At 46.1% G+C, this 12,630-nt stretch carries 10 protein-coding genes; 6 read left to right on the top strand and 4 right to left on the bottom strand.

Features of this window, described 5'->3' with window-relative positions:
- Positions 1–5: 5 nt before the first annotated feature.
- Entirely contained in the window at positions 6–365 is a 360-nt protein-coding gene (gene flgB, locus CXM95_RS00520) for a flagellar basal body rod protein FlgB (RefSeq protein WP_034872092.1), read from the bottom strand.
- A gap of 620 nt (positions 366–985) precedes the next feature.
- Between flgB and motA the strand changes: the two genes are divergently transcribed.
- Together motA and CXM95_RS00505 are read left to right on the top strand one after the other, a co-directional pair.
- A complete protein-coding gene (motA, locus tag CXM95_RS00510) occupies positions 986–1,750 on the top strand; it encodes a flagellar motor stator protein MotA (protein ID WP_005232810.1) in 765 nt (254 codons plus the stop codon).
- A gap of 13 nt (positions 1,751–1,763) precedes the next feature.
- Positions 1,764–2,528: an OmpA/MotB family protein gene (locus tag CXM95_RS00505; protein WP_008376629.1), complete on the top strand. Its 765-nt coding sequence runs from the start codon at positions 1,764–1,766 to the stop codon at positions 2,526–2,528.
- 146 nt (positions 2,529–2,674) lie between these two features.
- On the opposite strand, the gene CXM95_RS00500 is transcribed toward CXM95_RS00505, so the two are convergent.
- Positions 2,675–4,720, bottom strand: a complete 2,046-nt coding sequence (locus CXM95_RS00500) for a methyl-accepting chemotaxis protein (protein ID WP_101698738.1) — start codon at positions 4,718–4,720, stop codon at positions 2,675–2,677.
- Positions 4,721–5,003: 283 nt separating this feature from the next.
- On the bottom strand, positions 5,004–5,813 hold the full coding sequence (locus tag CXM95_RS00495; RefSeq protein ID WP_005232814.1) for an aldo/keto reductase family protein: 810 nt from the start codon (positions 5,811–5,813) through the stop codon (positions 5,004–5,006).
- Positions 5,814–5,985: 172 nt separating this feature from the next.
- Between CXM95_RS00495 and CXM95_RS00490 the strand changes: the two genes are divergently transcribed.
- The gene (locus CXM95_RS00490; RefSeq protein ID WP_101698737.1) at positions 5,986–6,378 is read left to right on the top strand and encodes a YbaN family protein; all 393 of its coding nucleotides are present in this window, start codon (positions 5,986–5,988) and stop codon (positions 6,376–6,378) included.
- A gap of 82 nt (positions 6,379–6,460) precedes the next feature.
- On the opposite strand, the gene ppdK is transcribed toward CXM95_RS00490, so the two are convergent.
- Positions 6,461–9,094 carry a pyruvate, phosphate dikinase gene (gene ppdK, locus CXM95_RS00485; protein ID WP_101698736.1) on the bottom strand — a complete coding sequence of 878 codons (2,634 nt, stop codon included), beginning with the start codon at positions 9,092–9,094 and terminating at the stop codon, positions 6,461–6,463.
- Between the two features lie 190 nt (positions 9,095–9,284).
- On the opposite strand from ppdK, the gene CXM95_RS00480 reads away from it, so the two are divergent.
- Genes CXM95_RS00480 through CXM95_RS00470 form a run of 3 tightly spaced genes read left to right on the top strand, consistent with a single transcriptional unit; the run spans position 9,285 to position 12,612 of the window.
- Positions 9,285–9,920: a helix-turn-helix transcriptional regulator gene (locus CXM95_RS00480; protein WP_005232817.1), complete on the top strand. Its 636-nt coding sequence runs from the start codon at positions 9,285–9,287 to the stop codon at positions 9,918–9,920.
- A gap of 12 nt (positions 9,921–9,932) precedes the next feature.
- A complete protein-coding gene (locus CXM95_RS00475; protein ID WP_005232818.1) occupies positions 9,933–10,751 on the top strand; it encodes a pyruvate, water dikinase regulatory protein in 819 nt (272 codons plus the stop codon).
- Positions 10,741–12,612 carry a fructose-1,6-bisphosphatase gene (locus CXM95_RS00470; protein ID WP_101698735.1) on the top strand — a complete coding sequence of 624 codons (1,872 nt, stop codon included), beginning with the start codon at positions 10,741–10,743 and terminating at the stop codon, positions 12,610–12,612. The genes CXM95_RS00475 and CXM95_RS00470 overlap by 11 nt, the downstream gene beginning before the upstream one ends.
- Positions 12,613–12,630 lie beyond the last annotated feature (18 nt).

Genomic DNA, 12,630 nt, shown 5'->3' with positions numbered 1-12,630 from the left:
TTCTATCAATTACTCAAGACAAGGTTCATCATTTGCAAGCGTCCGTTGACTTGTGCGGTCAATGCACTGTAATACAACCCATTGGCTGCTTGATCCAACATCTCTACCTCAAGATCCACGTTATTGCCGTTGTCTTTGATACTGGTAGTTGCATTTTCAGTGATTTTCGGTTTTACTTGAGAAACTGACGCTTCTGTTACAGCGTCGGTCCCTGACGAAGCGAGTGCCTGCTTTAATTCGCTTTCAAACACGATGCGTTTTGCTTTGTACCCATCCGTGTTGACATTAGCGATATTAGACGAAATCAATTCTGCGCGTTGTGCAGAAACGTTCATAGCTGTTTTTAATAAATCATAGGTATCCAACAATAATTGCTCCTTCCACCTTCTGTACCAAACGTTTTTTTCATCGATGGAACAGAAACAAATATATTTATTTATTTTTTTGTTATAGATTAAAAAAACAAGAAGACGTGATGTCATTATAGTAGAATTATTTTTATTTTACAATTTGATTTTTGCAACTTTACGGATATGACATTTAAGTTACAGACGTGTTATGTTATTTGTTAAACACTGTTTCATCGCAATTTCGTCCCCAGTTATAAAAAGCAAACGATCGATATAAAGCGTTTTACAAGCATATCTATGCCTTTTGATCAAAATCAGTTTTTTGATAAAAAAACAAGTATTATTCGAAAAATTGATTAAAAAATTTTCATTTGTGCCTGTTGACATGACAAACCCTGAGAAACGCTTCACGAAAAAAAACGGTACCATCTATAAATATTCACAAAAATTGCAAGCTGTACCATTTCAACAATTTGACGAAACTTGTCAAAAAAAGAACAAAAAAAGGAGAAACAGAAAATTTATTTTAGTTATTTTTTGGATTATTTTTTTTTGCTATTAAGAATGATTTTAATTCACCGATAAAATAAATGAGGGTTTAAAACCTGGAAATAGAATTTAGGAGGACGCAACAAATGGATTTTTTCTTGCTAATCGGTATTATTTTAGGATTGATATCTGTGGTGGTTGGGATGATTGTAAAAGGTGCCAATGTGGCCGTTTTGATCAATCCGGCAGCCGCGATTATCATTTTCGTCGGTGTGATCGCAGCCGTTATCAATTCATTTCCCAGCAGTGATATCAAAAAAATCCCGAAGATCTTCGGCGTTCTGCTGAAAAATAAAGAATACGACTTAAAAACAACCATCAATACCATCGTTGAATTAGCTAACCAAGCTCGGCGCGATGGCCTACTATCTCTTGAAGGTGCTATCCAAAACTTAGAAGATCCTTTTTTAAAAAAGGGCTTGGAAATGGTGGTGGATGGCATCGCTGCCGAACAGATCCAAGAAATCATGGAAAATGAGATCTATGGGATCGAAGAACGGCATCGCATCGGCTCGGCTATTTTTAAAACCGCCGGCACGAGTTCCCCGACCTTAGGGGTGTTAGGAGCCGTGATCGGGCTGATAGGGGCGCTAGGCAATTTAGAGGATGTAGAAGCACTGGGTCATATGATCTCGGCGGCTTTTGTGGCGACCCTTTATGGTATTTTCTTCGGTTATGTGCTGTTCATTCCTTTTAGCTCACGATTAACTTTGAAATCGGAGCAAGAAGTCCAAATGATGTCGATCATCGTTGAAGGGGTCTTAGCGATCCAAGCCGGACAATCGCCGAAAAGTATTGAGAAAAAATTATACAGCTTGATCGATCCGAAAAAACGGCAAGAACAATTATAAAGGGTGAAGCGACATGAAGCGAAAAAAGAAACATGAAGAACATGTAGACGAAGCGTGGCTTTTGCCTTACTCGGATATGTTGACCTTGCTGCTGGCCTTATTCATCGTCATGTTTGCCATGGCGAAAGTCGATGATGAGAAGTTTCAAGAAATCCGAAGCGAATTCGGCACCATCCTTTCCAGCCACCACAGCAACGCCTCCGTCATCGGGTCAGTGATCGATATGGGCGAGACCACGCCGCGAAAAAAAGCCGCCACTTCTGCCGAAGCACAAGCGCAAGAAGCAGCGGTCCGGACCCAACTGGAAAATCAGCAGCTAGAAAAAATCAGCGACCAGCTGTCACAAGAACTCGCCGCTTCTGGCTTAAAAGACCAGACAGAAGTCCGCTTGGAATCCGATGGCTTGCATATCACGCTAGCCAGCAGCATCTTGTTTGCCTCTGGTAGCGCCGAGATCACGGACACCACTCGTCAGTCACTGGATCTACTATCGGACTCACTGAAAAAACTAAAAGCCAACAAAATCGTGATCGCCGGGCATACCGATAACGTACCGGAAAAAGGCAATGGCCGCTACCAATCTAACTGGGATCTTAGTTCCGCTCGTGCGATTACCGTTATGGAATACTTCATCAGCAAAGGCGCCGTTTTAGAAAAAAATGCTGCCATCCAAGCCTTTGCCGATACCGAACCGAAAGCCGATAACAACACCCCACAAGGCCGCTCGGAAAACCGCCGCGTGGAGATGATCATCCAGCGGACCGAAACGACACAATAGCCCGTAATAAGGTTTTATAAATATCATTATGAAAAGCCAAGATGAGCAACATTCGTCTTGGCTTTTTTGTAGTCTCCTCCTCAACAAACAAAAATCACTCATCAGCCATTCTTGCGAATAGCTGATGAGTGATTTTTTTGCTTGATTTATTTCTCCACTTCAAAACGATTGGTCAATCGCTTCAACTCTTCTGCAATGTCTCTGAGGTCTGCCACATGGTTGGTAAATTCATCCATGGTTGCCAAGACTTCTTCTGCATTTGCGGAAACTTCTTGTGTGCCAGCGGCATTTTCTTCCGTTGATGCGGAAATGTTTTCTAAGTTTTCCAGTACACTGTTTTGAATATTTTCGATACGGGCACTGGCTGCTTCAATATGATGGATGCCTTCGATCATATAGCTGCTGCGTTGGAAAACTTCTTTTGAAGATGAGATCGCTTCTTTGATCAAGTTGGTTTGGCGAACGCCGCCTTTGACAGACGCCGACGTTTGTTTGACCATTTGACTAGACTGCTCACGAATTTCTTCAATGATCGCTTCGATTTCTTTGGTAGAAGCTTTGCTTTGTTCCGCCAATTTACGGATCTCAGCAGCCACGACGGCAAAGCCTTTGCCAGACTCGCCAGCACTTGCGGCTTCGATCGATGCATTCAAGGCTAGCAAGTTGGTTTGGTAAGAAATATCGTTGATGACCCCAATGATCGAGTTGATATTTTGGATACTATCATTCATTCCCGTCATGTTCGACATCAAGCGCTCCATCTGTGCCAACTCTTGTCGCCAGCTGTCATCGACTTGATCCATGATCGTTAAGTTTTCTTGATTGATCTTCGTAGATTCTTGCGACTTGCTGCTCATGCCGCCAACATTTTCTCGTAATTCTTTCACGACCTGCGAGAGGTTTTGCATTTGTGACACGCTGTATTCTGTTTCTTGGGCTTGAGCACCGGTCACTTCAGCTATCCCCGTAATGGTTTGAGAGACTTCTTCTGTCGCAATATTGGTTTGTTTTGACAATTCTAATAAAGAATCCGACATTCCTGCGACACCGTTGCTTTCTTTTTGTACTTTTTGGATCAATGCACCCGTGCCTTCGATCATCACATTGTAATTGTCCGCCATTTGCTGGATCTCATTGCCTGCTTTGTCTGGATATACAACTCGGCGTGCCAGTTGATCCCATGTCCATTTTTCGCCTTTGGCTCGTTTGGTTTTGCTCATCTTCTCTAGTTTGCCTTCACCGACTTTTCTAAAGTAGCGATTGAAGCAATCGATGATCGCTGCGACTACTTTGATCGCGGCATACGAAACCAGTCCTACAAAGAGCAGCATCAAGATCGTAACGATAATCGTGGTGCGGACTAACGCCCCTAACTCTTTGTCTAGATCACTAGCTTTGACTTCGGAGTACGCCCAAACATTGGAATCAGCAGACTTGTCATACAACACATCATTGACTTTATTCGAGTCGCCTAAGCCAACCATACCTGTCGGATCTTTGGCGTCTTTGATTTTTTGGAACACTTCTTCTTCTTTGATATTCTTACCGATTTGCTTGGTATTTTTCGAGGTCACGATGACCCCAGATTCTGAAACTAAGGTGACATTCCCAGTCCGCCCTACGGTAAAGGAAGACAAGATGTTTTGAATGCTTTCATAGGAAACATCGACGCTTAAAACCCCCACTTGATTATGGGAATTTTTGACCCGGATCGAAGCCGACGTCACAAATTGATTCGACACCGTATCTAAATAAGGTGCTGTCCAATACACTTCTCCTTCGGCTTTCACGGCCCCTTTGTACCACGGCCGAATTGTAGGCTTGTAATCATCCGGTAAGGGATTGAAGGTCACATACTCATCATCTTCTGTCCCAAAAGTTACTGCTAAGAAGCTGTTGCTCCCAGCAATCGCTAAAGAAAGATCTGAACGGATACGTCCCATGCTGAATTCTGTTTTCATCGCTGGCAGTTCAGCCATTGATTTCAATTTGCTTTCCGTCGATCGGCGCAAACTCTTTTCTTCCGCCAAGATCAAATTGACGGCACTTTCTTTGTTCAAATCATTTCGTTCAATCAATAAGTTCTTGGTGGTTAAATAGGAACTTGTCAGCATGACAATGATCGGGATCCCCGCAACCAGCATCAAGGTGATCATCACATAAATTCCTATCGTCTTTTTTCTTTTTTTCACAACTGTGCCACTCCTTCATTTCCAATTTCACACGATCCACTGAAGACTCGTCCGTAGACGACCCTTAGTAAGGATAATCGGTCATTTCTTTGAATATTTAAGAGGATTCATTGTCAGAAACGGCTGCAAGCGCATTTTCTTTTTTGCTAAGGCTTACAGTTGCTGTTGTAACGAATAGAAAAGCTCCTCAGTCATCAAGGAGCGTTGCGACTGCATAAAAATAGCCAGTACGGAAGTTTCCGCACTGGCTGTAGGGTCCCTTTAATAGGACCGCTTCTATTGCCTATAATTCTTTGATGACGGCTTTTTCTTCCGCCGTCAAAGCGAAATCAAAGAGCGCTAAATTTTCGGCTTGATGTTTTTCTGAATGGGATTTCGGAATCACGATCACCCCACGCTCGATTTGGTAACGCAAGACCACTTGGCTCCAGGTTTTTTGATGCGCTTCCCCGATTTGGGTCAAGGTTTCCCGTGCCGCTTCCGAAATCCGGGAAAGCGGACCCCAGGCTTCTGGAACTACCTGATTGTCTAAGGAATACGAGATGATCGCATCATTCCACTTGCCTGGATGCGATTCGATCTGATTGACCGCTGGTTTGATCCGACTGTTTGCCAATAAATAGCTGAGTTCTTCTTCTTGGAAATTGGACACCCCGATTGCTTTTAAGACTCCTTTATCGACATAAGCCTCAAGAACCGCCCAGACAGCGGCGATCTCTGCCAAGTTGTCCCACGGATGATGGATCAAATAAAGATCGATCGATTCCGTCTGCAAGGCTGCTAAACTCGCTTCGACAGACGCTTTCACGGCAGCTGCATCTTGCGTATGCTCTGGTTTGCCAGGAATCTTAGAAGTCAGGAAAAATTCGCTGCGGTCAATCCCGCTTTCCTTGATGGCTTTGCCAACCACGGCTTCGTTGCGGTAAGAAATCGCCGTATCAAAATGCCGATACCCAAGCTTGATGGCAGTCAATAGCTCTGTCGTATCATCATTGATCGCACCTTGGTATTCTCGGTTTTCTTTCCCAAATGTATTCGTCCCGCTGCCGATCACTGGAATCTGAATGCCGGTATTCAATTCAATCGTTTCCATGCTGCTTCCCCCTTTGTGTTGTTTCTAGTCTATCAAAAAAGCAGGAGTAAGGGGAAGAAAAACTCTTATTGCCGCTAAAAAACGGGGAAAAGCACAAAACGCATGTTCAAGCAGCCCCTCCTCCGTTATACTGAGGGTAAGATACGAAACACCCAAATAAGGAGGGTTACTTTTGAAAAAAACACTGTTTTTTCTTTGTGGATCACTGACATTCGGTTTAGGCACTTTAGGAATCTTCTTGCCTTTCTTACCTACAACCGTCTTTTACTTGCTGACGGCTTATTTCTGGCTGCGGAGTTCCGATACCTATTATCAACGCTTGGTTCAATCAGAAAATTATCAAAAATACATTGAAAAACCACTCGTACAAAAACAGCTGAGCACCAAAGGAATGCTCCGGATGTTTGCCATGATGCTGATAGTCTTTGCAATTCCTGCACTGCTGATCCCTAATCTGCTGGTACGTTTCGTCCTCGCTGCCATCTACCTCGCCCATGTCATTGGGATCACTTGGTATTTAAAAGGACGCAAACCTGCGATCCAAAAAACGGATCAGCCCCTGTAAGGACAAAACTGTACGTACACACCGTAATCCACCAAGCAAGTGAACCTTGCTAGTGGACTGCGGTGTATTTTTTTCTCCTATTTTAGCGGGTGCTCACTGACGCCTCTTCGATAATGGGGGCTGATTGGGCGATCGCTAACCAAGCAGCAGGGATCCGGTATGGGGAACAAGAAACATAGTCGATGCCGATCTCTCGCAAAAACGCAATAGAATAGGGATCGCTGCCGACTTCGCCACAAACACCGATCGAGTGCTCTGGCTGACGATCTCTTACGCCGGCGATCGCTTGACGCATCAACGCGCCAACACCTACCTGATCTAAGTGCTGGTAAGGATCTTCTTGTAAGATCCCCGACTGCAAATAGGCTTGAATAAAGCTGCCGGCATCATCCCGCGAAAAGCCAAAGGTCATTTGGGTCAAGTCATTGGTACCAAAACTAAAGAACGCCGCCTCTTCAGCACACTCCCCAGCAATCAAGCACGCTCTAGGCGTCTCGATCATCATCCCGATCTCGATGTGCAACGGTTGCTGAAGGGTTGCTTCTGCTTGAGCGATCACCTGTGTCAAAGTCTCTTTCAACACCTGCAGCTCTGCGGGCAAACTGATCAGGGGCAATAAGATCGCCGCCTCTACCTCGACTCCTTGCTGCTGCAACTCCACAGCCGCTTCACAAATCGCCGCTGTTTGCATTTCATAAATTTCTGGATAGCTGAGTCCTAAACGGCTGCCGCGATGCCCCATCATAGGATTGACCTCTTGCAGTTCGTCAATTCGCCGCTCGATCACTGCCAATGATTTTTTACTGCGGCGGGCCATCTCAAGGCGTTCATGCTCATGGGGCAAGAATTCATGGAGTGGTGGATCTAATAAACGAATCGTGCATTTCTTTCCTTGCGCGGCCTGCAGCATTTCTTGGAAATCGGCTTTTTGATAAGCCTTGATCTCAGCCAAAGCCGCCAATCGTTCCGCCTTCGTTTCTGCCAAGATGACTTCCCGCATTTTCCACAAACGCGCTTCCCCAAAAAACATATGCTCCGTCCGTGCTAAGCCGATGCCCGCTGCACCAAAGGCCAGCGCAGCCTCAATGTCATTTTTCGTTTCCGCATTTGCGTAAACCTTTAGATCTGCCTGGGCTTGTGCCCACGTCAAAAGCTGATCCAGCAAAACCCGCTCCTGTACACTGGTCATAGGCAGCTGCCCTTGATACAGTTTGCCAGTGCTGCCGTCTACGGAAAGTACGTCACCTTCTTCAATCAGCAGCTCGCCGCAGCGGGCCTGTTTCAAAAATGCATCGACACTTAATGCCTCGCACCCTACCACACAGCAGACCCCCAGACCACGGGCGACCACCGCCGCATGAGAAGTCATCCCCCCACGAGCGGTAATGATCGCTTCACTCACCACCATGCCTTCAATATCTTCAGGTGAGGTTTCCTGCCGCAGCAGCAGGACTTTTTCTCCTGTGCGGCTGGCTTTTTCCGCCGCCTCTGCAGTGAAATAGACATGTCCTGAAGCTGCCCCTGGACTAGCCGGCAAGCCCTGCGCAAAAGCTTCGGCTTGCTGCAAGGCTTCGGGGGCAAATAACGGGTGCAACAATTGATCGATCATTTCTGGTGTGATTCGGTCTAAGGCTTGCCTGATGGTGATCCGACCTTCTGCGACCATATCCGTTGCAATTTGCGCTGCCGCAGCGGCGGTTCGTTTGCCGTTTCTTGTTTGCAAGACAAACAACTGGCCGTCATCGATGGTAAATTCAATGTCTTGCATGTCTTGATAGTGATCCTCCAACCCCTCAGCCAGTTGCTTTAGTTCCTGATAAATCACAGGATGTTGTTGCGCCAACGCTTGGATCGGTTGTGGTGTACGAATGCCAGCAACCACATCTTCCCCTTGAGCACACACTAGAAATTCGCCGAAAAGTCCCGGTTCCCCGGTTGCTGGATTGCGGGTGAAGGCGACACCCGTCCCACTATTTATCCCGCTGTTGCCAAAAACCATTTCTTGAATCGTTACGGCAGTCCCTAGATCGTCAGGGATCCGATGGAGGGAACGGTAGGTCTTAGCCCGTGGGTTGTTCCATGAGCGAAAAACTGCCGTGATGGCTGCCAATAATTGCTGAAACGGGTCTTGGGGAAACGCTTCTTGGGTATGTTCCATATAAATACTTTGAAACACGCGGCAGATCATTTGCCAGTCATTGCCGGTCATCATTTGGTCTGACACATAATTCTGCCGTTTCTTATAATCTGTCAAATAGGCTTCAAAGTGTTCTTTTGCTACACCTTTCACCACATCCCCATACATCTGGATCAAACGGCGGTAACAATCATAAGCAAAGACGGGGTCCCCCGTCTGCTGAGCCAATCCTTGGACGGTTTCATCATTCAACCCAAGATTTAAAATCGTATCCATCATCCCTGGCATGGAAAACTTGGCACCACTGCGGACAGAAACCAATAACGGCGACTGCAGTCCGCCAAATGTTTTGTTCCTGCGGACTGCCAATTCTTCGATGGCAGCTTTGACTTGCTTGATGATCGCCTCAGGAAGAACCTGTTCTTCTAAATAGGTCAGGCAAATGGTGGCCGGGACGATAAATCCTTGAGGAACAGGCAAACCCAAATTGGTCATCTCCGCAAGATTTGCCCCTTTCCCGCCTAATAATGCTTTTTGCTCTTTCGTGCCTTCTGAAAACCATACGACTGCTTTTTCCATCATGTTCCTCCTTTTAAATGTTGTATACTATTTCGATTAATTAGCAGTATATAGTATGACACATTTAATCGTCAAGCCAAAAAAAGAAAACTTTTAAGGGATTTATCCTTTTTAAAAGAGAAGGATTGCCTTTTCATTCGGAAAATCATATAATCAATAGCATAGCACATAAAAGAAAGAAGGTGACACATTGGAATTAAGCCAAAGACAAATGAAAATCATTGAGATCGTCAAAGAGCATCAGCCGATCAGTGGGGAGACCATTGCGAAGCAGTTGGGTTTGAGCCGCGCAACCTTGCGGAATGACTTATCGATTTTGACCATGACCGGTTTATTAGACGCCCGACCGAAAGTCGGCTATTTCTATACAGGACAAACCGTTGAGCCTTTGCTTTTCGAAAAACTCTACCATACCAAAGTTGCAGAAGTCATGATCCCACCGTTGCTGATCTCACAAACGGTCTCCGTTTATGAAGCAGTCACGACTTTGTTTATGTACGATGTCGGTTCCCTCTATGTCAAAAATGACCAAGACGAACTGATTGGGGTACTCTCCCGCAAAGATCTGCTGCGCTTTGCGATCAGCAATGCCGCACCGGAAAAAACACCCGTAGCGATGATCATGACTCGCATGCCAAACATCGTGACCATCACACCGGAAGAAACGATCTTGACGGCTGGTACGTTGTTAGGACGACATGAAGTCGATACCTTGCCAGTGGTCGATCCACAGGAACCAAAAAAAGTCATCGGCAAAATCACGAAGACGCGGCTGATGAATTACTTTATTCAAGCAGGCAATGACAGCGACAACACACACTTTTAGGGGGCAAAAACAATGAAGAACGTTCGAATATATTTGATTTCAGATTCCGTAGGCGAAACGGCACAAAAGCTGATCGCCGCCGTTTCCGCGCAGTTTCCCACGATCGACCTTTCAGATATCCAGCTCTTTCCCTTTACTAATGATGAAGAGAGCTTAGGCGAGATCCTCAAAGATGCCTTGCTAGACAAATCGATCGTCGTTACCACCTTAGTCAATAAAGAATTAGTCGCTTTTGTTGATGCCTTTGCCAAACGGACTGGCTTGCAGCATGTCGACTTTATGTCGCCCTTGACCACGATGCTGGAAAAAACATTCGGTGTAGAAGCCGTCCAAGAGCCTGGTGCCTTGCATCGCTTGAACCAAGCATATTTCAGCCGGGTGGCCGCGATGGAATTTGCGGTGAAATACGACGACGGCAAAGACCCACGGGGATTTCTCGATGCTGACTTTGTCCTATTAGGGGTTTCGCGAACCTCAAAGACCCCATTGAGCCTATACATGGCAAATCGCGGCTACAAAGTGGCGAATCTGCCTTTGATTCCTGAAGTCGCTTTGCCAGCCGAAGTGCACCAAGTAGACCCACGGAAAATGGTCGGTTTGACTACGAATCCAGAATCCCTTACGGAAATCCGGCGGTCCCGGATGCATTCATTGGGCTTGAAAGAAGAAACCCATTACACCAATTGTGAACGAATCGAAGCAGAATTAGCCTACGCGAATGAATGGTTCAAAAAGCTGAACATTCCGGTGATCGATGTCAGCAAACGCTCCATTGAAGAAAGCGCGATGCTGATTGAAGAACAAGCCAAAGAACAGGCCCATGTTCAATAAAGACACCTTGGCAAACCTGACCGAGATCATCAACTTGGAAGCCATCCAGCAGCTGCCGAAAGCTACCGAGCATTTTGTCAGCGATCTGCATGGCGAATACGATGCCTTTGACCATATTTTGCGGAATGGTTCTGGCAGTATTCGAGAAAAAGTCGAGACTTTGTTTACCGGTGTCTTGACGAAAGAAGAACAGACCGAACTCTGTTTTGTCATTTATTATCCAGAGGAGCTATTACAAGAACAGGCCTGGACCCCTGCCGATTGGCGCTTGAAGATGGCACAGCTAGTGAAAGTTGCCCGCTTTACTTCCAGTAAATACACACGCTCCAAGGTACGCAAAGCATTGCCGACTTCTTTTGCTTACATCTTAGAAGAACTGTTGTACCAATATGATGCCGACTTCAATAAAGAAGCTTACTATCAGGCGATTTTTGATAAGATCATTGAATTAGAGGCAGCCCCGCTTTTTTGCCAAGAACTGGCGTACTTGATTCAGCGTTTCGTAGTGGACCATCTCCATGTCTTAGGCGATATCTATGATCGAGGACCGGCGCCAGACAAAATCGTCGATCGCTTGATGACTTTGCCTTCACTGGATATTCAGCTAGGCAACCATGATATCTTGTGGATCGGTAGCTTTTGCGGCTCGCTGCCCTGTTTGGCCAATACGATCCGCATCGCTGCTCGCTACGGCAATTTGGCATTATTACAAGATGGTTATGGGATCGATCTATCAAAAGCACTGGCTTTTAGCCAAAAATATTACACAGAAAATGCCGGCTTTTATCCGCAAAAAACAGTGGACCCTTTATCAAGCCAGCAAAAAAAAGCCGCCATGCTTTTGCAGCAGGCATTTGCCATCATCCAATTCAAAGTCGAAGCAGCCGTGATCCAGCGGCGACCGGCATTTGCGATGGCAGAGCGCTGCTTATTGCATCGCTTGTCTCAAGATCGGCAACAAATCCAGCTAGACCAGACCTATCCTTTGATCAACGGCTGTTTTCAACTAGTAGATCCCGATGATCCTTACCGTTTGACAGCCGAAGAACATGAAGTATTGCAAGATTTGCTGAGCCAATTTCAACGCTCGCCCCGCTTAGCTGCGCATATGCGCTTTTTAGTTGAGCATGGCACATTGTACCAGCGCTTCAACGACAACCTGCTGTATCACGGCTGCCTGCCTTGTCAGGAAAACGGCGATTTCCTGGCCTTTACTTTCCAGCAGCAGCCCTTAGCAGGCAAAGCGTTGATGGACTTTTTTCAGCAATGTTTGCAGGAAAGCTTTGCCCAACCAGAAAAGCAAATAGACCTTGCCACCGATATGATCTGGTATCTTTGGTGCGGCGAAGGCTCTTCCCTCTTCGGCAAAAAAGCCATGAAAACCTTTGAGCGCTACTTTATAGCAGATCGCAACACCCATACGGAACAAAAAAATGCCTATTATTCTTTAAGGGAAAACGAAGACTTCTGCTGCCGTGTCCTAGCTGCCTTCGGTCTGCCGCCGACAGGCCACATCATCAATGGCCACACCCCTGTCAAAGTGCGTAAAGGTGAGACGCCCATCAAGGCAAATGGTCGTTTATTGGTGATCGATGGCGGACTCTCTCGCTCCTATCAATCCGTCACAGGCATTGCTGGTTACACGCTGTTGTCAAATTCCTTCGGCATGACCTTAGCAGCCCATCAACCCTTTACAGATCGCCAGCAAGCCATCCAGCAGCGACGTGACATCGTCACTCAGAAAAAAATCGTCGTGCGGCAAACGGAAAGAACAACGGTAGGGCAAACAGATATCGGCAAGCGGCTGCAGCAAGAAAGCCGAGTGCTTTTTGAAGAATTAAAAAATCATCCGATCCCTTGACGAGTCATTCGTCAAACA

It is taken from the genome of Enterococcus sp. CR-Ec1 (assembly GCF_002850555.1).
GTDB lineage: Bacteria > Bacillota > Bacilli > Lactobacillales > Enterococcaceae > Enterococcus_D > Enterococcus_D entomosocium.
Note: the sequence above shows the minus strand (reverse complement) of the source record. Positions and strands in the feature narration are given on the sequence as shown.